We start from the raw sequence: 26,310 nt of genomic DNA on the forward strand, positions 1-26,310 counted from the left end.
GGGGGCGGTTCTGTGGGGCGGTTCTGTGGGGCGGTTCTGTGGGGCGGTTCTGTGGGGCGGTTCTGTGGGGCGGTTCTGTGGGGCGGTTCTGTGGGGCGGTTCTGTGGGGGTGGGGTGGGTCGCCGCCGGTCTTGCGGGGTGCGGGCGGGTGGTGCCCTTTCGGGGCAACAGGGGGCCGCGGGGCGGAGGCTCTTGGGGTGGGGTTCGGGATGGTGGGGTGTTTGGGCTGGTGGTGGGGGGTGTTTACGTGTTTATCGGACTAAGTTCCGACAAATCGTGTCTCTACGCGCTAGGGTCTCTGGAGATTCATCTCAGCCGTCACAGGAGTCACTCCCCTCATGCCGCACGTCGAACCGTTGCGCGAGGGCGATCCGGCGGTGGTGGGACCCTACCGCCTGGTCGGGCGGCTCGGCGCCGGCAGTCAGGGCGTGGTCTATCTGGGCCAGGCCAGGAACGGCGTGCCGGTCGCGGTCAAGGTGCTGCGCGAAGGCCGGACAGGGGACGACCGCCTCGCCGAGCGGATCGCCGCCGCCCGCCGCGTGGAACCACTCGGCGTGGCACAGGTGCTGGACGCCTCGTTCGCCGGCCGGCCGTACATCGTGAGTGAGTATGTGGACGGGCCGCCCCTGCGGCGGGCGGGACGGCACACCGGCGCCGAGCTGCAGCGGCTGGCCAACGCGACCGCGACCGCGCTGGCGGCGATCCATCAGGCGGGCGTGGTTCATCGGGACTTCAAGCCGGCCAACGTGCTGCTGGGTCCTGGCGGGCCGAGGGTGGTCGACTTCGGGCTGGCCGGTGACGACCACACGCCGAGCGCGGGCGGTGTCGTGGGGACGCCTGCCTACATGGCGCCGGAGCAGTTGTCGGGGCAGAGCGCCGGGGCCGCCGCCGATGTGTTCTCGTGGGCGGGGACGGTGGTGTTCGCCGCGACGGGCAAGCCGCCGTTCGGCGACGGCACGCTGCCCGAGGTGATCAACCGGATCCTGCACGAGGAGCCCGAGCTGGGCGACCTGCCTCAGCCGCTGCGCGCGATCGTGCAGGGCTGCCTGGCCAAGGATCCCGGGCTCCGCCCCGCCATGCGGCAGGTCGTCCTGCAACTGCTGGGTGGTGAGCAGCCGCTCCCGGCCGCGAAGGCGGGCCGCTCACCCGCCCGCCGAGGGGTACGGCGGGCGCTGATCGCCGGCGTGTCCGGGGTGATGGTGCTGGCCCTGTCCGGGGCGATCGTCTGGCTCACCTCCGACCCCCGCCGCGACGCCGGCCCCGTGGTCACGACGGTGACGCCGGCCTCCGCGTCCTCCTCAAGCCCGAAGCCGGCCAAGACCCGCGTCCGCCACCCGCGCGCGACCGGCACGCCCTCCCCCGGCACCTCCAGCCTGCCCTCCCCCAGTGCCTCCTCCACGCGGGACGCCGGCACGATCCGGGTCCTGTACGTACGCGCCCAAGGCGTCAGAACCGCCCAGACCCGCGACTGCCAGGTGGGCGACACCGTGATCAGCGGCCTCGTCGAGGGAACCCGCTGGCCGGTGCGCTTCCGCTACGCCTGGATCGTGGACGGGCAGGTGGCGCGGCGCGGCACGGCGTACATCACCGAGGCGCGCACCCGCGCCGTCGTCCCGCCGCCCGCCATCACGCTCCCCGGACGGCACACCGTGACCCTGCGCGTCACCTCGCCGGTGACGGCCCGCGAGTCGATCGCGGTCGAGGTGTGCCCGGTGGGGACGGAGTAGATGGGCACGCTCGCGCCACTCGGTCCCGACGACCCCGCCGCCGTCGGTCCCTACCGACTGGTCGGCAGGCTAGGCGAGGGCGGCCAGGGCGTCGTGTACCTGGGGCAGGCCGACAACGGCCCCCCGGTCGCGGTGAAGGTGCTGCGCGACGGGCTGGGCGGCGACGACCGCTTCGCGAAGGAGATCGCGGCCGCGCGCCGCGTGGAACCGTTCTGCATCGCCCAGGTCCTCGACGCCTCTCTCGGCGACGCTCCGGGCCCCGGCCGGCGGCACCGTCCCGGGCAGGGCGTCCCCGGCCGGGGGTACGGCAGGCCGTACATCGTGACCGAGTATGTGGAAGGCCCGTCGCTGCACGAGGCGGGGCGGCACGGCGGCGCGGACCTGCAGCGGCTCGCGGTCGCGACGGCCACCGCGCTGGCGGCGATCCACGAGGCCGGTGTGGTGCACCGCGACTTCAAGCCCGCCAACGTGCTGCTCGGGCCGGGCGGGCCGCGGGTCATCGACTTCGGCATCGCCCGCGCGATCGACGCGGCGGCCACCGCGACCAGCGGGATCGTGGGCACGCCCGCCTACATGGCCCCCGAGCAGCTGGCCGGGCACGACGTGGGGCCGGCGGCGGATGTGTTCGCGTGGGCGTCGGTGATCGTGTTCGCCGCGACCGGGACGCCGCCGTTCGGCAGCGACACACTGCCCGCGATCATCAACCGCATCCTGCACAACGAACCCCAGCTCGGCGAGCTGCCCCGGCAGTTGCGCGGCGTCGTGTACGACTGCCTCGCCAAGGACCCCGCCGCGCGCCCGCCGATGCGCGCGGTCCTGTTACGCCTGCTCGGCGGCGACCAGCGCCCCAGCCCTGAAGTCCAGGGCCCGGCGCGGGGACACGAGGGCCCGGCGTGGGAGCGTGCCCAAGCCGGCCCGCTTACCGATCCCGGCGCGCGTCGCGATCAGGCCACCGACCGGGTACGGCTCCGCAAGCCGGTCAGGGCCGCGCTCGTGGTGCCGCTGGCCGCGGCCGGGTCCGTCGTGGTGGCCGGCGGCCTGGTGTCGGGGCTGACCTGGCTCGGCGGCGGCTCGGGGCTGTGGGCGGCCGCCGCGCCGTACACCTCGACACCCAGCGCGAACGGCGGCAAGACCCCGCGCCCCGCCAAGACCACCCGCAGGCCCACCCCCAGGAAGACCCCGAAGCAGACCCCCAGGCCGAAGCCGTCGACCGAGCGCACCACCCAGAGCCCCACGCCCGAACGCACCACCCCCACCCCCGTGCGGACCACGAAGAAGCCCGCGCCGGCCGCCGCCAGGGTCCGGGTGCTCGGCATCGACCTGCACGGCGGCCCCGGCCAGGACCATACGGCGAGCTGCTACATGCCGCCGGTCGGGTTCTCGGGCTCGCTGGAGTCGAGCAGGTCGGAGGTGTGGATCAGCTACGCGTGGGTGGTCGACGGGCAGGTCAAGCACCGCAACCGCACCTGGGTGCCGAAGGGTGAGTTCACCGCTCCGGCCCTGGCGCACCAGTACATGCTCGACACCGGCGGGCACAACGTCACCCTCAAGGTCACCGCGCCGGGCAGCGCGGCCAGGTCGATGCCGTTCAGCGTCTGCTCGATGGAGGACTAGTGACACCGCCGGGCGTGGGGCCGTACCGCATCGTCAGGAAGCTCGGCGAGGGCGGGCAGGGCGTGGTGTATCTGGGCGTGGCGCCGGACGGTACCCCGGTCGCGGTCAAGGTGCTGCGCGAGGGCGGCTTCGAGCGGGAGATCGCGGCGGCGCGGCGGGTGGAGCCGTTCTGCATCGCGCAGGTGCTGGACGCGTCGGCGAGCGGCACGCCGTACATCGTGACCGAGTTCGTGGACGGGCCTTCGCTGGCGGAGGCCGGCCGCCACGGCGGCGCCGACCTCGACCGCCTGGCCGTCGCCACCGCCACCGCGCTCGCGGCCATCCATCGCGCGGGCGTGGTGCACCGCGACTTCAAGCCCGGCAACGTCCTGCTCGGCCGCGACGGCCCCCGCGTGATCGACTTCGGCATCGCCCGCGCGGGCACCTCCCTGACCGTCACCAGCAGCGTCGTCGGCACCCCCGCCTACATGGCCCCCGAGCAACTGGCCGGCGCGGGCGTCGGGCCCGCCGCCGACGTGTTCGCGTGGGCGTCGGTGATCGTGTTCGCCGCGACCGGGACACCGCCGTTCGGCAGCGACACACTGCCCGCGATCATCAACCGCATCCTGCACAACGAACCCCAGTTCGGCGACCTGCCCGAGCATCTGCGCGCGGTGGTCTACGCGTGCCTCGCCAAGGACCCGGCCGCCCGCCCGTCCATGGAGGCGGTCCTGCTCCGTCTGCTCGGCGGCCCATCCGGCAGAGGTACGGCAGGCAGCCCCGCGACCGCCCAGGCGGCCGCGAGCCGGAAACGGCGGGCCGGCGGCGGGCCCCGGCGGATCCGGGTGCCGGTGCTGGGGGCGGCGGTGGCCACCGCGCTGGTGCTGACCGCGGGGACCGCCGTCGTGTGGAAGGTCACCCTGGCCGGACAGCCCACCACGCTGGCACTCCAGCCCGGCTCGGGAGAGGTGTCGAAGAGCGGCAAGGGCAAGACCCGGAAACCAGCCGACGGCCCGGCCACCGGCAGACCGGGTGACAGCCGCGGCGGCAAGACCCGGAAGCCAGGCGACGGCCCGGCCCGCGCGAGCGCACCGGCTACCAAGACCGCCCGGCCGACGCCCACCCGCACCCCGGTACGCCCCACCGCCACCCGCACCCCGGTACGCCCGAGCCCCACCAGGGCCACCCCCACCCGAACCCCCACCAAGCGCCCCACACCCACCAAGGCCGCCCGGTTCACCGTGGCCTACGTACGCTCCCAGGGCGCGTCCAAGATCAAGGACGAGGGCACCTGCTACGTGGGCTCCATGAACTTCGGCGCCGGGATCGACTCCACCGTCCCCGGCTCCCGCTACTCCTTCCAGTGGATCGTGGACGGCGAGGTCATCGAGACCGGCTCCGGCAAGCTCCCGGACGGCAGCCGCAGCGACTACGTCTTCTCCCAACGTCGGCTCTCCCTGTCCGACGGCCCCCACACCGCCGCGTACAGGGTCGTCGGCGGCGGCTCCGCGTCCGTGTCGTTCACGATGTGCGCGACGTCGTAGATGCGGCCGCTCCGTCCCGACGACCCACGGGCCATCGGCGCCTACCGGCTGACCGGCCGCCTCGGCGAGGGCGGCCAGGGCGTGGTCTACCTGGGACAGGCGCCGGACGGCGCCAAGGTCGCGGTCAAGGTGCTGCGCGAGGGCGGGGACGGCCTGGCCAGGGAGGTGGCGGCGCTGCGGCGGGTGGAGCCGTTCTGCGTGGCGCAGGTGCTGGACGCCTCGACCGGCGGCCGGCCGTACATCGTGACCGAGTACGTGGAGGGGCCGTCCCTGGCGGAGGCCGGGCGGCACGGCGGGGCGGGACTGCAACGCCTGGCCGTGGCCACCGCCACGGCGCTCGCGGCCATCCACCGAGCGGGCGTGGTGCACCGCGACTTCAAGCCCGGCAACGTCCTGCTCGGCCGTGACGGTCCCCGCGTGATCGACTTCGGCATCGCCCGGTCCGGCGCCTCCCTGACGATGACCAGCAGCATCGTCGGCACCCCGTCCTACATGGCCCCCGAGCAGCTGGCCGGCACGGGGGTCGGCCCCGCGACCGACGTGTTCGCGTGGGCCGGCGTCATGGTGTACGCCGCCACGGGCAGGCCGCCGTTCGGCAACGACTCCCTGCCCGCGGTCATCACCAGGATCCAGCACGCCGACCCGGACCTCGGCGACCTCCCGGGCCCCCTGCGCCCGATCGTCACCCGCTGCCTGGCCAAGAACCCCGCCGACCGCCCGGCGATGCAGGAGGTCCTGCTCCAGCTCATCGGCGCGCCCTCTGAAGCGGGGCCGCGAGCGGACTCCCCGGCGCCGCGCACCTCCGGCGGGGATGGCAGGAGGCGGGCGCTGCTGGTGGCCGGGGCGGCGGCGGGAGCGGTCGTGGTGACCTCCGGGCTGGTGACGGCGCTGGTCACCGGCATCTCCTGGCCGGTCGCCCAGACACCGCTCGGGCTGCCGTCCGGGAGCACGCCTCCGCCGAGCAGTTCGGGCCTGCCCAAGCCGACGGCCAAGAAGTCAGGCAAGCCGTCCCGGACGCCGAAGCCGGCGGCGAGCCGTACCCGGGAGGCCCCGAGAGCCAAGCCCACCACAGACGAGCCCGCCACGGTCGAGCCCACGCAGAAGCCCACCACGTCCGCACCGGCCGCGCCCGGCGGGCGGGTGGGGTCGGTGAGCTTGCGGTCGGAGGGACTGCTGACCGGCGACTGCTACCGGCAGTCGAACATCGCCGCCACCGTGAGCGCCGGCAAGAAGACGCCGTTCACCTATCGGTGGATCCTCGACGGCCGCGACATGGGCAAGGCCGCGGCGACGGCGCCGACGAAGCTGGTGCTCGGGTACGCGCACATCCGGTCGGACGGGCCGCACACGGTGCGGTTCCGGGTGCTGTCCCCCAACGCCATGACGCGGACGTTCACCTTCAGCACCTGCGACGGCGCCCCCTGGCCCGAGGAGTAGTGGTCGGGCGGTAAGGGCCGCGAGTGGCCATGCCCCACCTGCGGTTTCGTCCGTAGATTGCGGTGCATGGTCACTGTGGAGAAGTTGCTGCCCTCGGATCGCGACGTCTGGGAGGAACTGTTCCGCGGCTACATCGCCTTCTACCGGCGCACCGAGCCGCAGAGCATGTACGACAGGGCATGGCAGGAGTTCCAGTCCGGCACCCGGCTGCACGCGCTCGGCGCCCGGCTCGGCGGACGGCTGGTGGGCATCACCCACTTCCTCGTCCACGGCAGCACCTCGGCTCCCGACACCGACCTCTGCTACCTGCAGGACCTCTTCACCGCCCCGGACGTACGCGGCAAGGGCGCGGGGCGGGCCCTGATCGCCGCGGTCACCGACTGGGCGCGGGCCAACGGCTGCGCCCGCGTCTACTGGCACACCCAGGAGGGCAACACCACGGCCCGCCGCCTGTACGACAAGGTCGCCGTCAACCCGGGCTTCGTCAAGTACCAGATCGACCTTCCCGGAGGCACCCGCCCTCCGGGAAGGTGAGACGGACGATCTGTCGCTATCGGGAGCCTCTGCCCCAGCCGACACCGTACGCCGCCGGAGCCTCGGACTGATCGTGCAACGGCATGGACACCACACGTCCTTCCAGTCAGAGCTGTCAGACCGGATTCAACTGCGGCTCGCATGCGTGACACTTGCGCCTCACTTGTCCAGGGGGCCATCCCGTCAGTGCCCGAGCCGCGCGGTCAGGTCCTTCAGGAGGCCGAGGGCGGCGTCGGCGATGACCGTGCCCGGCGGGAAGATCGCGCTGGCGCCCGCCGCCCGCAGTTCGGCGAAGTCGCCGGGCGGGATCACCCCGCCCACCACGATCATGGTGTCCTCCGCGTCGAGGGCGGCGAGGGCCTCGCGCAGCGCGGGCACCAGCGTGAGGTGCCCGGCGGCCAGCGAGGACACGCCGACGATGTGCACGTCGGCCTCGACGGCCTGGCGCGCCACCTCCTCCGGCGTCTGGAACAGCGGGCCGACGTCCACGTCGAAGCCCAGGTCGGCGAAGGCCGTCGCGATCACCTTCTGGCCCCGGTCGTGACCGTCCTGGCCCATCTTGGCGACCAGGATGCGCGGCCGGCGGCCCTCCGCGCGCTCGAAGTCGGCGCACGCCTCGCGCACGCGCTCGATGTTGGCGGCGGGGCCGGCCTCGTCTCGGTACACGCCGGAGATGGTACGCACCTGGCCGGCGTGCCTGCCGTACACCTTCTCCAGCGCGTCGGAGATCTCGCCGACGGTGGCCTTGGCGCGGGCGGCGTCGACGCAGAGTTTCAGGAGGTTCTCGTCGAGGCCGGCGCCGCGGGTGCCGTTCTGGGCGGCGTCCGCGGCCTTGGTGAGGGTTTCGAGGGCCTGCCGTACCTCGTCGCCGGAACGTTCGGCGCGCAGGCGGCGCAGCTTGTCGATCTGCTGGGCGCGCACGGCGCTGTTGTCGACCTTGAGCACGTCGATGGGCTCGTCGGCGGCGGGCCGGTACTTGTTGACGCCGATCACCGGCTGACGGCCGGAGTCGATGCGGGCCTGGGCGCGGGCGGCGGCCTCCTCGATGCGCAGCTTGGGCAGCCCGGCGTCGATGGCCTTGGCCATGCCCCCGGCCTCCTCGACCTCGCTGATGTGGGCCCAGGCGCGTTCGGCGAGGTCGTGGGTGAGGCGCTCGACGTAGTAGGAGCCGCCCCAGGGGTCGATCACGCGGGTGGTGCCGGACTCCTGCTGGAGCAGGAGCTGGGTGTTGCGGGCGATGCGGGCGGAGAAGTCGCCGGGCAGGGCGAGCGCCTCGTCGAGGGCGTTGGTGTGCAGCGACTGCGTGTGGCCCTGGGTGGCGGCCATGGCCTCCACGCAGGTGCGCACGACGTTGTTGTAGACGTCCTGGGCGGTCAGCGACCAGCCGGACGTCTGCGAGTGGGTCCGCAAGGACAGAGATTTCGGATTTTTCGCGTTAAATCCGGAAACGAGGCGCGACCACAACAGGCGCGCGGCCCTTAGCTTGGCGACCTCCATGAAGAAGTTCATGCCGATGCACCAGAAGAACGACAGCCGGGGCGCGAACACGTCGATGTCCAGCCCCGCGCCCACCCCCGCCCGCAGGTACTCGGCCCCGTCGGCCAGCGTGTAGGCCAGCTCCAGGTCGCAGGTGGCCCCGGCCTCCTGGATGTGATAGCCCGAAATGCTGATGGAGTTGAATTTCGGCATCTTCTCGCTCGTATAAGAGAAAATATCCGAAATAATCCGCATGGAGGGTGCCGGGGGATAAATGTAGGTGTTGCGGACCATGAACTCTTTGAGGATGTCGTTCTGGATGGTCCCGGCCAGCTGCTCGGGCGCCACGCCCTGCTCCTCGGCCGCCACGATGTAGAGCGCCAGGATCGGCAGCACCGCGCCGTTCATCGTCATCGACACCGACATACGATCCAGCGGGATGCCGTCGAACAACTGCCGCATGTCATAGATCGAGTCGATCGCCACCCCGGCCATCCCGACGTCCCCGGCCACCCGCGGATGGTCGGAGTCGTACCCCCGGTGCGTCGCCAGGTCGAAGGCCACCGAGAGCCCCTTCTGCCCGGCCGCCAGGTTGCGCCGGTAGAAGGCGTTGGAGTCTTCGGCCGTCGAGAAGCCCGCGTACTGCCGGACCGTCCACGGCTGGTTGACGTACATCGTGGGATAGGGCCCTCTGAGGTACGGCGCCGCCCCCGGATAGGTCCGGAGGAAGTCCAGCCCGTCGAGGTCGGCCGCCGTGTAGAGCGGCTTGACCCCGATGCCTTCCGGCGTCTCCCACACCTCGCCCGCCACCTCGGGCACGTCTTCCGGCGCGCCGCCCGCGAGCGGGACGGAGGTGAAGTCGGGGATGCTCATCGTGCCACCTCCAGGTCGTCGAAGGTCGTCCTGAGCACCGCCAGCGCGTCGCACCCGGCGAAGACACGGCCGTCCACGTGCTCGTACTCCCCCTTCCCCGCCAGCCAGACGCGTCTCGCGCCGGCCCGTTTCAGCGCCGCGGCGACCGCCTCGGCGTGCTCGGGGTACAGCTTGTCGCTGGAGCACAGGCACGCCACCCGCGCGCCGCTGACGGCGAAGGCGGTGGCGATCCGCTCGGCGTCCACACCGGGCCCGGCGCTCTCGGTGGCCAGCCCGCCCGCCTGGAACAGGTTGGCGGCGAACGCGGCCCGCGCGGTGTGCGCCGCGACCGGGCCGATCGTGGCCAGGAACACCGTGGGCCGCTCCGGCTGCGCGTCGGCCAGGTCCCGCAGCTCCTCGTACGGCTCGGAGTAGCGCCCGCTCCCCCTCGGCGCGCCGCCCGGCAGGGGCTTCTCCTCCAGGTCCGGGAACTCGCTCACGCCGGTGATCGGCAGGCGCCGGTGCGCGATGTCGGTCTCACGCCGGGTCCGTACCCGCGCGATGCGCGCGGCCACCAGTTCCCCGGCCCCGTCCGGCAGCCCTCCGGCCGCCTCGATCTCCTGGAACCACGCCCAGGCCGCCTCGGCCAGCTCCGCCGTACGCCGTTCCACGTACCAGGAGCCGCCCGCCGGATCGGCCACCCGGGCGGCGCCGGACTCCTCCATCAGCAGCGCGTGGGTGTTGCGGGCGATCCGCCGCCCGAACGCGTCCGGCTCCCTCACCGCGGCGTCGAACGGCCGCACGGTCACCGCGTCCGCCCCGCCCACCCCGGCGCCGAAGCAGGCCAGCGTGGTGCGCAGCATGTTCACCCACGGGTCGCGCGCGGTCATCATGGCCGCGCTGGTCACCGCGTGCTGCGCCTGCCGCGCGGGCCCGCCGCACACCTCGGCCACCCGCGCCCACACCACCCGCGCCGCCCGCAGCTTGGCGATCGTGGCGAACTGGTCGGCGCTCGCCGCGTACCGGAACTCCAGCTGCCCGAACGCCTCCTCCACGCTCAGCCCGGCGCCGGTGAGCGTCCTGAGGTGCGCGACACCGAGCGCCAGCGAGCAGCCGAGCTCCTGCGCGTCGCTTCCCCCCCTGTCGTGGTACGGCGTCGCGTCCACGACCACCGCCCGCAGCTCCGGGTACCCCTGCGCGCACCGCCTGGCCAGGGCGGCCACCACCCGCGGCGGCACCGAGGCGAGCGAGGCCCCCAGATTCCCGCGTACCGGCCCCTGACGTCCGGCGGCCAGCCCCAGCAGGACCTCGGCGGCCTGCTCGGCCAGCGGCCCGGCGTCGAGCACGACGGGCGCGAGGTCCAGGTAGACGTCCTTGAGCACGCGCGGCAGGTCGGCGACCGGGATCGTGTCCGGGCCGACGGCCAGCCACAGTGAGGTGACGCCGTTCTCCAGGTCGGCCAGGACCGCCTCGGGGTCGGCCGCGGAATGCCGCTGGCGCACGTCCCAGCCGCGCGCGCCGAGCGGCGGCCGGGGCGTGCCGGGCAGGTCGGCGGCGTCGTAGAGCGGCTGGAGCGTGAGCCCGTCGTAGGTACGGCTGGTCAGCGCCTCGAAGTCGAGGCCGGACTTGCCCAGCACGGCGAGCGCCATCGCATGCCAGTCGTCACGGGTGACGGGGGGATACCCGGCTGCCAGTTCCATGTCTCGGATATTAGGCGGAACCGCTACAGAACAATGCTCCGGGGTCGCCTAGGGAAGCGGCGCCTCCCACGCCAGCCGCCACGTGAGCTGCCCCACGATCCCGTCGTCGGCGATGCCCTGGTTGCGCTGGAACCTGCGGCACACGTCACGTGAGGCGGGCCCGTACGCGCCGTCGGCGTCGATCTCCCAGCCGCGCTTCTTCATCTGCGTCTGCCAGGTCCGCACGTCCTGCCCGGACATGACCGGCGGGTACTTCAGCAGCCGCCCGGGAAAGGGCGGCGCGGACGGCGGATCGGGGTCCGGCGGGCTCGCGCCGGGACGCGGCGCGCCCTTGCGCACCCACGCGTAGAGCGCCTCACCCGGGCAGTCGGTGGCGAAGCCGTCGCGGTGCCCCTTGATCTCCCGCCCGGCGGCGCCCTTAGCCCGCAGGTGCTCGACGGCGTCGATGATGCCGTGCAGCATCGTGTCGGGCGGCTGCACCAGCCCGGCGTTGCCGACGAGCCCTAGCACTGCGTAGTGACCGGCGTTGAGCCCGGCCCCGTTGGCGGCGGGCAGATGGTGCGGCCCCCGCCCCTCGAACACCTTCCGATGCGGACAGACGGCATACGTGTTACCGGTGAAGTAGACACTGCCGCGCCGACGAGCCAGCCAGCTCTGGTTGTCGGTTCTCGGGCACCATATCTCGCCGTCATAGAACTCCCGCCGGACCTCGAAGGTGCCGGTGGCCCGTTTCGCCGCGCTCATCGGCGCGAGGTATCCCTGCCGCCGGATGGTGACCTTCCACATGTCGGTCTTGCAACTCGAGTCCGGCGGGCGCCGGTGAAGGGACGCGCCCTTCCCGGCCAGCACCACCGCGAACATGAAGGCCTCTGCCATCGCGCGGTCCTTCTGCGCGAGCTGGCCCTCGCCCGCGTTGTCCGCGGCCAGGGAGGTCTCGATGAACAGGCCAAGCTGGGCCTTGGTGAGCGTCAGCAGGAAGTCGTGCGACGGGACACGGCCCGGTGCGGTCTCCAGCAGCCGCCGTCCGGCGTCGGCGGACAGATGGAACTCCACCAGATGCCGGTTACTCGCCTCTCGCCAGCGGGGCACCCCGTCCGTACCGCGCCCCACGCGTGGGAAGGAGTCCACCGGCGGGCCGAAGACCTCGGTCAGTGCTCCGCGGATTCTGGCGACATTGGCGGCGTTGGCCGCCGACTGGTAGATCGCCACGCCGGTGGACTTACCACCGCCGCGCAGCGACATGATGTGACCTTCGGTCCAGAACCAGGCCACCACTTCGACGAAGGCGTCCGACCACTTGGCCTCGACCGGCAGGTCGGCGCACGGGGCCGCCAAAGGGATGCGGTCCCAGTAGCCGAGCGTCTCCGAGGTCGCCCAGAGCCGTTCGTACTCGACGACGGTGCGCTTGGCCTTGCCGGTGGCCAGCCACTGACCGTCGGGCCCCTTCTGGCGCGTCGTGCCGGTGCGGCGGCGATAGCGCTCGACCGGCCAGCGGTGCTGGGGTGTGGTGAGGGAGGAGTGTGAGTAGCCCTCCATCCGGATCATCTCCCGGCGCGCGGCGGGAAAGACGCAGACTTCGAGCACGGGCTGCCACTGCGAGAGCCCCGCCTCGTGATTGAGCGTGAGCGCGAGGTCGCCCTGCCGCAGTTCTCGATAAGACTTCCACCCTTTCTGCGTGAGGATCTCCGTTTCCTCGTCGACGCAGTAGCCGATGTCGATCCAGCCGTTGCCGTCCATGTGGTGGTTCTGGATGGATTGGACAAGAGCGACGCATTTGGCGTGGTCACGCGTGAGACCGGGGTCGACACGGCCTCCTGTGTAGTGGACCTTCACGCCGCGTGTGGCGTCGAGCTGCGTGTAGTCGCCGCGCGGCGGCCGAGCATTCCATGCGCGCCGAAGAATGAGGTCGATGGCCACGGTCTGCTCCCGGGGGATCACGTTGAGGTGACAACTGAGCGTAACGCGGGAGACGCGGGCCGGTCCGGGAGTTGCCCTTATTCGTCTGGGCCGCCTGGGGTCGTCCGGAGCCCGCTAGGGCCGGATCACCCGCCTCTCCGTGACGATCGCCGTGACGAGGTCGTGGGGTGTCACGTCGAACGCCGGGTTCACCGCCTCCGTGCCCTTGGGCGCCAGCCGTACACCTCGGATGGCCGTGACCTCCTCCGGGCCTCGGTCCTCGATGGCGATCTGCTCGCCCGACGGGGTGCCCTCGTCGATGGTGGACTCGGGGGCCACGACGATGAAGGGAACTCCGGCCCGCTCGGCGCCGAGCGCCAGCGCGTACGAGCCGATCTTGTTGGCGACGTCGCCGTTGGCGGCGATGCGGTCGGCGCCGATGAGCACCGCGTCGATGCCACCCCTGGCCAGCAGGTACGGCCCGGCCGAGTCGGTCACCAGCCGGTGCGGCGCGCCCATGCGGGCCAGCTCCCAGGTGGTGAGGCGGGCGCCCTGCAGCAGGGGCCGGGTCTCCAGCGCCAGGACCTCGCCGAGCCGGCCCCGCTCGTGCAGGGTCTGGACGACTCCCAGCGCGGTGCCCCGTTCCACGGCGGCCAGGCCGCCGGTGTTGCAGACGGTCATGACCCGCAGCCGGTCGCCTTCGAGCAGGTCGGCGCCGCGCGCGCCCATGGCGTGGCAGGCGGCGATGTCCTCGTCCCTGATGCGCAGGGCGGCCTTCAGCGCCTTCTCCGGCGGGAGCGCGGCGACCTGGTCGACGGCCCAGGCCAGGTTGACGGCGGTGGGGCGAGCGGCGCGCAGCCGGGCGATCTGGGCGGCGTCGCCCGCCGCCAGGACGACGCCGAGGGCGCCGGCCACGCCGAGCGCGGGCGCGCCGCGCACCGACAGCCGCCGGATGGCCCCGATCAGGGTGTCGACGTCGGTGATCCGCAGGGTGATGAGCTCGTCGGGCAGCTTCGTCTGGTCGACGAGCTCGATGGCGCCGTCCACCCAGTCAATGGTCCTCACAGGGTCATTGTGGGGCCTCAGCGCTCCGACAGGACGATGACCGAGTCATGCGGGCCGAACGACACGCGCCGGGACCGGTCCGGGTTGAGGACGATCCCGTAGTGCGGGGGATTGTTGCGCGCGTACGCCGTCCGGTAGCCGATGGCGGTCTCCCCGCGCCGGCGAGCCGCCTCGACCACGGTGGAGAAGCCGACCTCGACCCCGGTCCTGACGTAGGCGGAGGCGGGGCGCGGGTAGATCTCCGAGCCGTGGGAGTCGAAGAGGTAGCCGAAGACGTCGGCCAGGTGCTGGTTCTCGGCGAGCTGGGCCAGCAGCAGGCCGATGACGGTGTCGCTGATGACGATGTCGTCGGCCTCGGTGACCTCGGCCAGCGAGCGGTTGCTCTCGTCGTGCATCTCGCTGACGATCGAGTAGTGCTCGCCCAGCTTGGTCTGCATGTCGCGCAGCTGCAGCAGCGTCATGAGCGTGCGGGTGTCGGCGTGGTCCGGTTTGAAGCGGTCGTCGGACAGCACGATGACGTGCTGGAACAGGCCGAGGCCGAGCGCTTCGAGGGCGAAGCGGTCGGTCGTGTCGCAGTCCTTGAGGTTCACGGTGAGGTTGCGCAGGCCGGTGAGGTCGGCCCCGGCCTTCGGGTGGTCGGCGGCGACCTCCAGCACGGAGCCGGGGGCGACGTAGCCGTCGAGGTAGCGCACGATCTGCTCGGCGCGGCCGTTCCAGTTGAGCAGCAGGGTGCGCTCCGCGGCGTGCTTGGCACGTTCCGAGACGGCCACGGCGGTCTCGTCGATCTTCGGGGCGCCGGCGGCCGGCCAGATCGAGGAATCGTCGTGGGCGATGACGATGACCTCGTCCTTGGGACCGATCTCGGTGTCCATGGGCGGGTTCAGCGCGACGCCGGCGCTCGTGCGCAGGCCGATGACGGTGGCGGAGTGGTAGCCGTGCAGCGCCTCGCCGTACGTCTTGCCCTCCAGCAGTTCGGCGGGGCGCAGGTAGATCTCGCCGCCGTCGAAGTTGAGCAGGTCCATGCAGACGACCGACATGCCCGACTGGCGTGAGGACTGGACGATGAGCCGGGAGGCGGTGTCGTCGGAGTCGACCAGGTGCACGAGCGGGCCGCCGGCCAGGCGGGCGGCGGCCATGTTGCGGCCGGAGGTGAGCGCGGCCACGACCGGCGGATGGATGCCGGAGCGCTTGGCGAGCGCGAGGAGGATCTTGATGACGTGCGCGTCGGGGTCCTCGCCCTCCGGGGAGAGAACGACGACCGAGCGGGCGGCGGCCAGGTTCATGAGGCTGAGGTCGCGGGGCTCGGTGGGGCGTCCCGTGCGGCAGACGATGCGGGTTCTGCCGAGGTCGCCGGCGCGCTCGCGGATCTCCTCCTCCATGGCGAGCTTGTCGCCTTCGGCGAGGACCGCGATGACCGAGCCGCGCTGGCTGGCGTGCGCCTTGGCCAGTTCGCCCACGATCGTGAACACCTGGTCCGACCAGCCCAGCACCACGGTGTGCCCGGACTCGGCGATGCGGGAGCGGCCCCGGCGCAGCCGGTCGACGCGCTGCTTGAGCCCGTTGGACAGCAGGCCGACGAGCATGCTGACGATGAAGATGCCGCCGAGCGAGCCGGCGAACATCACCGTCATGTACCAGACGCTGCCCTTGTCGCTGGCGACCTTGCTGGGGGTCAGGGCGTGCATGAGCGAGATCCAGAGCACGTGGCCCGGTCCGCCGACGCCTTCCGGCTCCTCGGGCGCCAGCCAGAGCGTGAGCCCGGTGACCACGAGGATGAGCGCGACCGAGACGACGGCGAGCCAGCCGATCAGCGACGGGGTGCCTTTGGACATGGTGTTGTCGAACCAGTACCGAGCACGCTCGCGGAACGTCACCCTGGACACCCCGATACCTCCACATAGAGGGAAATTTTGACCAACGACACAAGGTACCGGGCGAACTGCCGAAACGCATGCCGACCGGTAACGTATCGGCCATGGTGACCCCCCTGACACCAGGCGATCCGGAGGCTTTGGGCGATTACGTCCTCGACGCCCGACTCGGCGAGGGTGGCCAGGGGATCGTGTACCTCGCCCGCACCCGCTCCGGCGCCCAGGTCGCCGTGAAACTCCTCAGCGCCGGGGACCCGGTCACCCGCGCCCGCCTGGCCCGCGAACTCCAGGCGATGGAGGGCATCGCCTCCTTCTGCACCGCCCGGGTGCTCGACGTCTCGGTGTCGGGCTCGCGGCCGTACGTGGTGAGCGAGTTCGTGGACGGGCCCTCCCTCGCCGACCGCGTGCGCTCGCTCGGCCCGCTGCGCGACGGCGACCTCGAGCGCCTGGTCGTCGGTACGGCCACCGCCCTGACCGCCATCCACGCGGCCGGCATCGTGCACCGCGACTTCAAGCCCGCCAACGTGCTGCTGGGGCCGGACGGGCCGCGGGTGGTCGACTTCGGCATCGCCCGCGCCGAGGGGGCGGCCACGATGACCTCCGGCCTGATCGGGACCCCCGCGTACCTGTCGCCCGAGCAGATCCACGGCACGCCCGCCTCGCCCGCCTCCGACGTGTTCGCCTGGGGGGCGACGATGGTGTTCGCGGCGACCGGGATCAGCCCGTTCGGCGCGGAGACGGTGCCCGCGGCGATGCAGCGCGTCCTGTTCGCCGAGCCCGACCTGTCCCTTCTTCCCGAACGGCTGCGCGGCCCGGTCGCCGCCGCCCTCTCCAAGGACCCGGCGGGCCGCCCGAGGGCCAGGGACCTGATGGTCGCCCTGGTGGATCCGAAGGCCGCCCCGGCCTTTCCCCTTCACCACGCCCCCGCTCCGGGCGGTCCTGGTTCGGGGGGCCGGGGGTCTGATGTTTCCGGCGTGCCGTACACGGGAGCCGTTTCCGGAACGCGGGGCGCGGCCCACCTGACGGGCCCGCAGTCACCGGCGCTGACCACGCAGAGCTCGCCCCGCGACCGCGGGCGCGGCGTGCTCGTGGGCGGGATCGCCGCCGTGGTCGCGCTGGCCGCGGGCGGTGCCGCCGTCTTCCTGCTGAACCAGGGCCCGGACGGCCTGTGGTCGGCTCGTTCCAGCACTCCCCCGCCGTCCTCCACGGCCGCGGTCTCGTCGCCGGCCACCCCGCGGCCGTCGGAGGAGGAGCCCGCGAGCGAGCCGCCCATCCCGGTCAAGTCCGGAAATATCAAGATTCCCAAGGCTTTCGCGGGCTCCTGGGCCGGTCACACCCAGTCGACCAACTTCCTGGACACCGACGGCTCCATCAACACGGTCACGCTCAAGGCCGGCGCGGCCACGGCGTCCTGGACCGAGAAGGACTCGCAGTCCGAATGCGCCGCGACCATCCCGCTGACCAAGGTCGAGGGCAGCGCGCTGACCTTCACCCTGGGGCCCTCCGCGGGCGGGTGCATTCCCGGCACGATCTGGCTCACGCTCAAGGGCGACGTCCTGGCCTACAAGTGGCGCGACGTGCCGGGCAACGACATGGTCACCCAGACCGGCGACCTACGGCGGCGCTGATCACACCAGGCGCCCCTCGCGGGCGACGACCCGGCCGGACTTGACGACCAGGGACCGGGCCGGGCGTACGCAGACCGCCTCGGCCGGGGTGCGGGCGTTCACCGCCACGAAGTCGCCCGGGTCCCCCACCGCGAACCCGGCGCGCCGGCCGGTGACGCGGGCGCCGCCCAGGGTGGCGGCCTCCAGGGCGATCTCGATCTCCTCGTCGCGGACGAACCGGCTGCGCTGGGCCAGGAACAGTGCCCGCTCCAGCATGTCGCCGTTGCCGTAGGGGCTCCACAGGTCGCGTACCCCGTCATTGCCCGCGCCGACCGCGACCCCCGCCTCGCGCAGGGCCGTGAGGGGCAGCGGCGGCGCGCTCGCGGGCGCGACTGTGGCGAGCGAGACGCCCGCCTCGGCCAGCCGGGCGATCACGCGGGCCTGGACGTCGGCGGGCACCTCGCCCAGCGCGTAGCCGTGGGAGATGGTGACCTTGCCGCGCATGCCGAGCGCCAGGGTGCGCTCGATGATCAGGTCGTGCTGCCACACGCCCAGCGGGCCGCCGTCGTGCAGGTGGATGTCGACTCCGGCGCCGTGCTTCTCGGCCAGGCCGAAGATCACGTCGAGGTGCTCGACGGGGGCGTTCTCCAGCCCCGCGGGGTCGATGCCGCCGACGAGCCCGACCCCGGCGGCGAGTGCCTGGTCCATGAGGTCGGCGGTGCCGGGGGCGGTGAGCAGGCCGGCCTGCGGGAACGCGACCAGGTCCACGGTGATGCGGCCTTCGAGGCGGGCCACGGCCTCGCGTACCGCCTCGACCCCGGCCAGGCCCATGGCGGTGTCGACGTCCACGTGCGAACGGGCGTGGGTGGTGCCGGAGACGACCATCTGCTGCAGGAGCGCGGTGATGTAGTCGGCGCTGGGCAGGCCGAGCGCGGGGCGGGCCTCGACGCCGTTGCGGATCTTGCCCATGAGGCCGGGACCGGCGTCGTGCGGAACCCAGGGGCCGCCCCACATGGTCTTGTCGACGTGCGCGTGCGCGTCCACGAACCCGGGCAGCAGCAGCCGGCCGCCGAGCCCCTCCACGGGCACGCCGCCGGCGGCCAGGTCCGTGCCGACGGCGGCGACGGCGCCGTCGCGAATGAGCAGGTCGGTGAGCGCGTCGGAGCCCCAGATCCGGGCATCGCGCAGGAGCAGGTCGGTCATCCCCCGAAGATAGTGGTATACCGTTATTTCACGCAAAATCCTTCGACACCGGATGGCGCTGACCTGGATCATTGAGCCCATGTCATCCGGCCTGCCCATGAACCTGTGGCTCGACGACGCCGATTCGGCCATCGACGTCATCGACGCTCTCGCCCTGTCCCCGTTCGCCACCGGCACCCAGCCGTGGTCACGGCAGGCCGAGCTGGAGCGCGTACGCCCCGACGCCGCCCTGCAGCCCGCCACCGGCAAGGTGGTGCGCACCGCGAAGGTCGAGGAGGGCACCGAGTCACGCCTGGTCACCGGTGAAGGCTGGACGCTGCGCGTCGTACGCCATCGCAACCGCACCGCCACCGTCTCCGTCACCGCCGTCAGCGAGGACCTGGCCCGCTCGGTGCTGCGGGAGTGCACCGACGGCGCCGAGGAGCCCGAGCCGACCGACGACCACAGCCGCATGGGCTTCTGGTGGCGCGGCCCGCACGGCGGCCACCGCTCCGAGAAGCCCATCACCACGCAGGCCTGGTCGGAGATCTCCGGCAACTACTCCGGCGCCGCCCGTACCTCCATAGACGCCCTGATGGCCGTCACCCCCGCGGAGGTGACGGGCCGCCTGGTCCTGCTCCACGGCCCGCCCGGCACCGGCAAGACGACGCTCCTGCGCACCCTCGCCGGCCAGTGGCGCGATTGGTGCCAGGTCGACTGCGTCCTGGACCCGGAGCACCTGTTCGCCGAGCCCGGCTACCTCATGGAGGTCGCCGTCGGCTACGACCAGGAAGACGACGAGGGCAGCTCCCGCTGGCGCCTGCTGGTGCTGGAGGACTGCGACGAGCTCATCCGCTCCGGCGCCAAGGAGATGACGGGCCAGGGCCTGTCCCGCCTGCTCAACCTGACCGACGGTCTCCTGGGACAGGGCCGCGACGTGCTGGTCGCGATCACCACGAACGAGGACCTCGCGCGCTTGCACCCCGCGGTGGTACGGCCCGGCCGCTGCCTGGCCCAGATCGAGGTCGGCGCCCTGTCACACGCGGAGGCGACCTCATGGCTGGGCACCCAGGACGGCATAGGCCCGGAAGGCGCCACCCTGGCCGAACTGTACGCCAAGCGCAACGGCACCGCCCTGGCCCCCGCCGCCACCGCCGAACCCACCGGCCTGTACCTCTGAGAGCGCAGGGTCGCGGCCGCCCCGGACCTCGCCCGTTGCCCGAGCGGCCGGATCCCATCCCAGCGCTCCGCTGGTTGCGCTGCCCAGATCAGCGCTCGTCGTCGATCGAGCGACATCAAGTGCCGCTTGGTTGGCGGTGCGGTGGGATGTCAGGGCGAGCCGGTACGGTCACCGGCCCCTTGTTCCGCATCCGCCGGCCGGCTCCGGCCATCCGGGCCGATCTCAGGCGGACGGCGCAACCTGGGGCGTCTCGGGAGAGCGAAAGGCGGCCCACGCGTCAGAGACCATGGTTTCCAGGTCCCCCCGCTCCGCCTTCCAGGCCAGCTCGCGCTGGATCTTCTCCGAAGAGGCCACAAGGACCGCGGGGTCGCCCGGACGCCGGTTGCCAACGAGCGCGGGAATGGGGTGACCTGTCACCTCCCGCGCGACGTTCAGCACCTTCATGACGGAGGACCCGGCGCCGTTGCCCAGGTTGTAGATCTTGTGCGTGGCCGGCGAGCAGTTCTCCAGCGCCAGCAGGTGCGCCCTGGCCAGATCGGCGACGTGGATGTAGTCGCGCACGCAGGTACCGTCTGGCGTGGGGAAGTCGGCGCCGAAGACGCGGACCGACTCGGACTCACCGGCCGCGACCTTCAGGATGTTCGGGATGAGATGGGTCTCCGGAGCGTGCCGCTCACCGTACACACGGCCGTCCCGGGCCGTGTAGGCGCCGGCCACGTTGAAGTAGCGCAGGCTGACCGCGCCCAGACCGTGGAGTTCCGCATGGGCGCCGAGCAAGTGGTCGACGGCGAGTTTGGACGCGCCGTAGGGATTGATCGGCCGGGTCGGGTGGTCTTCCTGGATGGGCAGGCGTTCCGCCTCGCCGTACGTGGCCGCGGTCGAGGAGAACACGATCTTGCGGACCCCCCGGACACGCATGGCCTCAAGAAGTTTGGCAGTGCCCACGAAGTTGTGTGCCCAGTATCGTCCCGGCTGCCGGACCGACTCCCCCACCAGGGACTTCGCCGCGAAGTGCAGGACGGCGTCCATGCCGTCGAGCGGCGGATGCTCAATCGAACCGCGGATGAACCTGGCACCGTATGGCACGGCGTCTTCGTGGCCCGTGGACAGATCATCGAAGACCGTCACCTCGTTTCCCCCTTCCAGCAACTGTGCCGCGACCACGCTGCCGATGTAGCCCGCGCCTCCCGTGACCAGGACCCTCATGGTGTCTCTCTCTCGATCAGTGACCGACGCTCTGATAGTGGCGGACCTGGCGCCCCCAGAAGAGACACGCCAGGGCGAACAGAACCACGCCTAGCAAAGGGCTGGCGTAGGCGATGACGGGCTCCACATTCAGCGTCGCGGTCTTGTCCAGGACGACGCTGGCAGGAATGTAGGCAACGAAGGCGGCAGGTAGGACGAACGTCAGTACCCATTGCACAGGCGCCCCGAAGATCTGCATCGGGTACGAGCCGAATCGGCTGAACACGTCGTCGATGAAGATCCGCAGCGTGAACGTGTGGAACATGCGCAGCGTCAGCGACGCCAGCGCGAGGAAGAAGGACGCCTCGACCAGCGCACCGCCGACGATGGAGGCCAGGCAGAACACGATCAGACCCGGTCCCCAGGAAACGCCGGCTTGCTGACCAGCGATGATCAGCAAAGTCAGCCCCACCAGGAGGTCACCCACCTGCCCCAGCCCGATGTCCTTGGCCAGCAACTGAACCAAGGGGTTGAGTGGCCGGAGCAGAAATCGATCGAACTCCCCGTCCCTGACGATCCACTCGATCCCGATCAGGCCACTCAGCGGAATCAGCCAGAGTGCGTGGGCGGTGAGACGCAGGCCATAGAGGAAGGCGATCTCCGCGAGACTCCAGGAGCCGAGCGTAGGAAAGGAGGTCATCACCACCCAGATGAAGGCGAAGCCACTGCCCTGGTAGACAGCGCCGGCGATGATGCCGATCAGGGTGTTGAACCGATATTGGACGGCGCTGCGCATCGAAGCCCTGAGCAGCAGCAGGTACAGGCCAACGGTCCGCCAGGGCTCAGCCGCCATTGATCACTACCCGCCGGTGCGCACGCGTCCAGACCAGCCAGAGCACTCCGGCCAGCAGCACGATCCAGACGGCCTCCACCACGAGCGCCTGCGAGACCTCAGTGACGCTGCCGACATAGATGGCAGCGGGCACATAGCCCATGAACTTGAACGGCAACAGGTCCGCCAGGTCTCCCAGAGCACCCGGAAAGAAGCTCAGCGGCACCATGGTTCCCGCGAAGAACTGGCTCATGAGCCGGTAGAGCAAGAAGAGTCCGTTCGTCTCCAGGGTCCAGAAACCGACGAGGCAGATCAGCAGCGCCATCATCACCCCGATGACGTAGCCCAGGACCAGCGTTCCCAGGTACGCAGGGAGATTGACCGGCTGGGAAATGGACCCGATCAACAGCATCAGCGGCACGACCGGTACAAGCAGGAGCAGCATGCCGAACGTGTTGCCCACCTGCAGGACGGCCATGTGCACCAGGTACGCGGTGGGGCGGGCCAGGTCGAAGAAGACGACGCCCTGGCGGATGCGGCGGTGAATGATCTGGCCGATGGTCATGTTCATGGCGAAGGCCTGAAGGTTGGCGAGAGTGAGATAGACGAGAAGCTCCTGCAACGTCAGCCCGCCGGCCTGCTGCCGCGCGCCGTAGAGTCCGGTCCAGATCATGCGCAGGAGGAGGACCTGGGCGACCAGCACGATGGAGGTCATGAAGGCATCGCTTCGGTAGGTGAACGCCAGTCGAAGGCCGACCCGGGCCACCCCGGAGAGCTGGCGGATCAATAGATCTCCTTGATCACGTCTTCGAGAGTGGGCTCCTCGATGGTGAGGTCGCTAATGGCGTGTTCGGCGGAGATCCGAGCGACGAGTTCAGGGAGCGAACCGCCGATCGCCAGCACATACCGGCCGTTCACGTCCCGGCGCACTCCATGAAGTTCTCCCGGACCTCCAACCAGTTGGACGACCAGCCGACGAGGCGGTGCGTACATCCGCACCAACTTGTCGAGCCCGCCGTCGTAGAGCACCTTGCCGCAGTTGATGAGAATGATCCGCCGGCAAAGGGCGGCGACGTCGGAGAGGTCGTGCGTCGTCAGAATCACTGTCGTACGGCCAGTCTCGTTGATCTCTTTGATGAATCCGCGTATCGCCTCCTTGGCGAACACGTCCAGACCGACAGTGGGCTCATCCAGGTACAACAGTGGCGGCTCGTAGAGCATCGCGGCTGTGAGGTCACCACGCATCCGCTGGCCCAGGCTGAGCTGCCGCACCGGTGTGTCGAGAAAGTCGTCCAGCGCCAGCAGGTCACGCATGCGCCGCATGGCACGCTCGAACCGCGAAGAGGGCACGTCGTAGAGTGCGCCCACCGCGCGCAGCGAATCGATCAGTGGGAGATCCCACCACAGCTGGGTACGCTGCCCGAAAACCACACCGATCGAGCGCGCGTTGGCCTTTCTCTCCTTCCACGGCACGCGCCCTGCCACCTGCACCGTGCCGCCGGTGGGCACGAGAATCCCGGTCAGCATTTTGATCGTGGTGGACTTCCCGGCGCCGTTCGGGCCGATGTAGCCGACGACTTCGCCCTCGCCGACCTCGAAGCTGACGCCGTCCACGGCGACCTTCTCCACGTACTGCCGGGTAGTCAAGGCGCGCAGGGATCCGAAGGGCCCGGAAAAGGCCCGGGGCCGGCGGAAGACCTTTCTCAGGTCGACAACTTTGATCATGTCGGCCTCCGATACACACCGGTGGGGTCAAGGGAGCGGAGAAGTGAAAGTTCCTCGACGGTGACCGGTGGCTCGACCAGGAGATCCGTGGCCAGAGTGGTGTTCCAGCCGGTCCTGTCTTTCACGAACTCCGCGGGGCGGATGCCGTCGACGCAGGTCGTCAGCTCGAAGCGGCCGCTCGTCTCGGATCGGGCGAAGCATCCGTACTCAGAGACAACACTGTTGACGTTCTCGCCCGGGGCGGTCACGAAGGACACACCGCGCGGGTAGCGTCGTTGGGACGCCGGCACTACGGCTACGACGTCCACATGCGACGCTATGTCGTTGGCCCCACCGGACCCGATCAGGAAGCCACCGTCCGCCGCCCTGCTGGAATTGAGCCTGCCGAGTTCGTCGACCTGCCCGGCGGACAACACCCCGAGCGTGCGACCGGCGCCGCCCGCGATCAGTCCGCCTAGGACCTCGTGCGTCCCGGCGAGCTGACGGCATTCCCGGACGTGATGCTGGGAGAAGAGATGGACGTCACCGCTGGTCGGCAGAAAGTCAATGAGCCCGAGCTCAGCGACCACCTGAATCTCGGCTCCCTGCGAACGCAGGAGGCGGGCGGCGAGCCAGGCCGAAAGGTGGGCAGCGCCGATGCCGGCCAGGAGCACGCCGTAGTCTCGCGTTCGCGACCTCCGGACCACGGCCCTGGCCGCAAGGATGACGTGAAGTTCTCTGCGTGAGATGGGTTCGGCACGATCGGCGTCCGGCGTGCCGGGCAGGTGCGAGGACGGAAGCTGGAGCGAGTCCAGCCGTCGGCTTCCCAGCTGGTCGAGATACTCCGTGTGGGAGGCGGTGGCCCACGTGGCCAGCCAGTCCTTCGCATCACTTGAAGCCCTGCATGCGCGCCCGGTTTCCTCCTGGAACGCGTAGTCGTCCAGGTAGCCTTTCACCCCGGCCGATGGCAGTGCCGATAGGCCCTGCGGATGCGCGCCATAGGGCGTGTGGCAGATGCCGAGGACCCGGGAGGCGGGAATCGAACAGGCGACTCCGTCTTTGGGCGGTGTCGCCACCACTGCCTCCACGGTGGCGATGACACCTTGGCGAGCCGCCATGGCGCCCCACCACCCCTCCCCCACTGGACCGGCGAGATAGAGGTTGCCCTTCGTGTCAGCGCAATGGGCGTGCATCATCGTGACGTCGGGCCGCAGAGCCGGTATGACTCCGGTGTCGGTGATTGAGGCGTTGGTAGGCAGGTCGGACCCGCGCAGCGAAGTCGTGCTTGTGTACGGCGCGCCGGTGGCACCCGCGATCAGCCTCTGCAACAACGACAGGATGCTCCATTCCTCAGCCAGGAATGGGTCACCAACCTGTATTCTCCGATAAAGCGGGTTTGGGCGGGGCGAGGGCACGGTGTCCCCCGCAAAGCAGATGATCGCCCGCTCCACGAGTCCCGCGATCGTGAGCGCGTGCAGCGAAGCGTGCAGGGCGTTCGAGCTGACGACGAACCGTGCCCTGTCTCGGAACACCTTGGAGAACACGAGAGCCAGCACATTGGGCCGTGACATCGTCGAGGCGAAGTGCACATGCGCACCTGGCTCGACCAGCCTCTCGCACATCTCATCGATGCGCGCGAAGAACTTACCGTCAGGTGTCATGATCGACGGCTCCGAGCACGATCGCGGAATTCTGGCTGCCGACGGCAAACGCCATGGACATGGCGACGGCCAGCGGCGCCCGCCGTGCGCCTTCGGTTACGTGATCACCGGCGCACTCCGGATCGGGTTTGACGCAGTTGATCGTAGGAACAAGACACTGGTACTTCAACATGAGCGCGACCGCGGCACAGTTGAGGATTCCCGCGGCACCCAGCAAATGACCGTAGACAGGTTTGATCGACCCCAACGGCGGACGCCGCGACTGCTCGCCGAAGACGATCCGTGCCGCGCGTCCCTCCGCCAGGTCGTTGTATCTGGTGGCCGTGCCGTGACCGCAGACATAGTCCACGTGGCCGGGCGAGCAACCCGCATGGCGCAGGGCTCGCATCATGGTCTCCGCCGCACCCTGGCCGGTGATGTCCATGCGCATCCCATGCTGCCCCTCACTCATGGCTGCGCCGCCCATCAGCCGCGCATAGACATTCGCCTGCCTGCGACGGGCATGGTCGGAACGTTCGAGCACGAGGACCACGGCACCCTCCCCCAGCACGAAGCCATCGCGATTACTGTCGTACGGCTTGACCGCTTCGACGGGAGACGCCTTCTCCCGGGACAGAACCCGCAGCCGCTGAGACCCATAAATCTGCATGACCTCCTTGACCAGGGGAAATTCATGGCCGACGACATACATCACGTCGGCTTCGCCTGATCTGATGGCATTCATCGCCAGGGAGATGACCTGATGGCCGCCCACACAGGCGTTGCTGATCGTGCTCACGAGCCCGGCGGCGCCGATTCTTATGGCGCCGAGACTGGCCGGGCAGCCCGCGAGCGAGGCGAAGATCGAGTCGCTAACGGGAATCCCTTCGGCGAAGCCCGTCACCGTCTGATCCCTCGACCACCACATCGCGGGCCCCCGGGAGCTTGAGGCGAGCACGCCCACCCGAGCGGGATCAAGCGGTGTTGCGTCAAGGCCCGCGTCTCGTCTCGCATGGTCCAGCGCGGCGAGTACCAGCATGATCTCCCTGCTGTACCACTTGGCATGTGCGGGAGAAAGGTCAGGTAAGTAGTCGCGATAGTCAAAGTGTTCGATGTAAGCGCCGACATGCACGTCGATCTCGGGCAGTGGATGCACCAGCGGGCGCACCTGGGACCGCCCGCCGACGAGATGCGCCCAGAGGTCATGCGTGGAGTCGGCGCCTGGCAGCATGACCCCGATCCCCGATACGAGAACGGCTGGACCGTCGCTTCCCATCTCCGGCTC

Annotated in this window: 19 protein-coding genes; 7 read left to right on the forward strand and 12 right to left on the reverse strand. The window is 70.7% G+C overall.

Annotation, left to right across the window (positions count from 1 at the left end):
• Nucleotides 1-338 precede the first annotated feature (338 nt).
• From ACIBI5_RS42905 to ACIBI5_RS42925, 5 genes are all read left to right on the forward strand, one after another.
• Nucleotides 339-1,727: a serine/threonine-protein kinase gene (locus ACIBI5_RS42905; protein WP_397255825.1), complete on the forward strand. Its 1,389-nt coding sequence runs from the start codon at nt 339-341 to the stop codon at nt 1,725-1,727.
• Entirely contained in the window at nt 1,728-3,341 is a 1,614-nt protein-coding gene (locus ACIBI5_RS42910) for a serine/threonine protein kinase (RefSeq protein WP_397255827.1), read from the forward strand. It abuts the gene before it with no gap.
• A complete protein-coding gene (locus ACIBI5_RS42915; protein ID WP_397255829.1) occupies nt 3,341-4,864 on the forward strand; it encodes a serine/threonine protein kinase in 1,524 nt (507 codons plus the stop codon). The genes ACIBI5_RS42910 and ACIBI5_RS42915 overlap by 1 nt, the downstream gene beginning before the upstream one ends.
• The gene (locus ACIBI5_RS42920) at nt 4,865-6,301 is read left to right on the forward strand and encodes a protein kinase (protein ID WP_397255831.1); all 1,437 of its coding nucleotides are present in this window, start codon (nt 4,865-4,867) and stop codon (nt 6,299-6,301) included.
• 66 nt (nt 6,302-6,367) lie between these two features.
• Nucleotides 6,368-6,835, forward strand: a complete 468-nt coding sequence (locus ACIBI5_RS42925; RefSeq protein WP_397255833.1) for a GNAT family N-acetyltransferase — start codon at nt 6,368-6,370, stop codon at nt 6,833-6,835.
• A 183-nt stretch (nt 6,836-7,018) separates the two neighbouring features.
• On the opposite strand, the gene scpA is transcribed toward ACIBI5_RS42925, so the two are convergent.
• The 5 genes from scpA to ACIBI5_RS42950 all read right to left on the reverse strand — a co-directional run bounded on the left by scpA (nt 7,019) and on the right by ACIBI5_RS42950 (nt 15,707).
• Nucleotides 7,019-9,184, reverse strand: coding sequence for a methylmalonyl-CoA mutase (gene scpA / locus ACIBI5_RS42930; RefSeq protein WP_397255835.1), 2,166 nt, complete (start codon nt 9,182-9,184; stop codon nt 7,019-7,021).
• Nucleotides 9,181-10,863 (reverse strand): methylmalonyl-CoA mutase family protein, encoded by a 1,683-nt coding sequence (locus tag ACIBI5_RS42935; protein WP_397255837.1) that lies wholly within the window; start codon nt 10,861-10,863, stop codon nt 9,181-9,183. The genes scpA and ACIBI5_RS42935 overlap by 4 nt, the downstream gene beginning before the upstream one ends.
• 48 nt (nt 10,864-10,911) lie before the next feature.
• Nucleotides 10,912-12,780, reverse strand: a complete 1,869-nt coding sequence (locus tag ACIBI5_RS42940) for a peptidoglycan-binding protein (RefSeq protein ID WP_397255838.1) — start codon at nt 12,778-12,780, stop codon at nt 10,912-10,914.
• Nucleotides 12,781-12,894: 114 nt separating this feature from the next.
• Complete coding sequence (gene mtnA, locus ACIBI5_RS42945) at nt 12,895-13,824, reverse strand: S-methyl-5-thioribose-1-phosphate isomerase (protein WP_397255840.1); 930 nt, start codon at nt 13,822-13,824, stop codon at nt 12,895-12,897.
• Between the two features lie 17 nt (nt 13,825-13,841).
• Nucleotides 13,842-15,707, reverse strand: a complete 1,866-nt coding sequence (locus ACIBI5_RS42950; protein ID WP_397255842.1) for a potassium transporter TrkA — start codon at nt 15,705-15,707, stop codon at nt 13,842-13,844.
• Between the two features lie 92 nt (nt 15,708-15,799).
• On the opposite strand from ACIBI5_RS42950, the gene ACIBI5_RS42955 reads away from it, so the two are divergent.
• Nucleotides 15,800-17,323, forward strand: coding sequence for a serine/threonine-protein kinase (locus tag ACIBI5_RS42955; RefSeq protein WP_397255844.1), 1,524 nt, complete (start codon nt 15,800-15,802; stop codon nt 17,321-17,323).
• Here ACIBI5_RS42955 and ACIBI5_RS42960 read toward each other — a convergent pair whose 3' ends face one another.
• On the reverse strand, nt 17,324-18,505 hold the full coding sequence (locus ACIBI5_RS42960) for an amidohydrolase (RefSeq protein ID WP_397255846.1): 1,182 nt from the start codon (nt 18,503-18,505) through the stop codon (nt 17,324-17,326). It lies immediately after the preceding gene.
• Between the two features lie 79 nt (nt 18,506-18,584).
• Here ACIBI5_RS42960 and ACIBI5_RS42965 point away from each other — a divergent pair, with 79 nt between their 5' ends.
• Entirely contained in the window at nt 18,585-19,664 is a 1,080-nt protein-coding gene (locus ACIBI5_RS42965) for a DUF5925 domain-containing protein (RefSeq protein ID WP_397255848.1), read from the forward strand.
• Between the two features lie 222 nt (nt 19,665-19,886).
• On the opposite strand, the gene galE is transcribed toward ACIBI5_RS42965, so the two are convergent.
• Genes galE through ACIBI5_RS42995 form a run of 6 tightly spaced genes read right to left on the reverse strand, consistent with a single transcriptional unit; the run spans nt 19,887 to nt 26,301 of the window.
• Complete coding sequence (gene galE / locus ACIBI5_RS42970) at nt 19,887-20,870, reverse strand: UDP-glucose 4-epimerase GalE (RefSeq protein WP_397255850.1); 984 nt, start codon at nt 20,868-20,870, stop codon at nt 19,887-19,889.
• A 16-nt stretch (nt 20,871-20,886) separates the two neighbouring features.
• A complete protein-coding gene (locus ACIBI5_RS42975; protein WP_397255852.1) occupies nt 20,887-21,702 on the reverse strand; it encodes an ABC transporter permease in 816 nt (271 codons plus the stop codon).
• Nucleotides 21,692-22,468 carry an ABC transporter permease gene (locus ACIBI5_RS42980; RefSeq protein ID WP_397255854.1) on the reverse strand — a complete coding sequence of 259 codons (777 nt, stop codon included), beginning with the start codon at nt 22,466-22,468 and terminating at the stop codon, nt 21,692-21,694. The genes ACIBI5_RS42975 and ACIBI5_RS42980 overlap by 11 nt, the downstream gene beginning before the upstream one ends.
• Nucleotides 22,465-23,406, reverse strand: a complete 942-nt coding sequence (locus tag ACIBI5_RS42985; RefSeq protein WP_397255856.1) for an ATP-binding cassette domain-containing protein — start codon at nt 23,404-23,406, stop codon at nt 22,465-22,467. Before ACIBI5_RS42985 ends, ACIBI5_RS42980 begins: the two co-directional genes overlap by 4 nt.
• Nucleotides 23,403-25,046 carry a CoA-transferase gene (locus ACIBI5_RS42990; RefSeq protein ID WP_397255858.1) on the reverse strand — a complete coding sequence of 548 codons (1,644 nt, stop codon included), beginning with the start codon at nt 25,044-25,046 and terminating at the stop codon, nt 23,403-23,405. Before ACIBI5_RS42990 ends, ACIBI5_RS42985 begins: the two co-directional genes overlap by 4 nt.
• Complete coding sequence (locus tag ACIBI5_RS42995) at nt 25,036-26,301, reverse strand: beta-ketoacyl-[acyl-carrier-protein] synthase family protein (protein ID WP_397255860.1); 1,266 nt, start codon at nt 26,299-26,301, stop codon at nt 25,036-25,038. Before ACIBI5_RS42995 ends, ACIBI5_RS42990 begins: the two co-directional genes overlap by 11 nt.
• Nucleotides 26,302-26,310: the final 9 nt, after the last annotated feature.

This window comes from Nonomuraea sp. NPDC050540 (genome assembly GCF_044457485.1).
Classification (GTDB): domain Bacteria; phylum Actinomycetota; class Actinomycetes; order Streptosporangiales; family Streptosporangiaceae; genus Nonomuraea.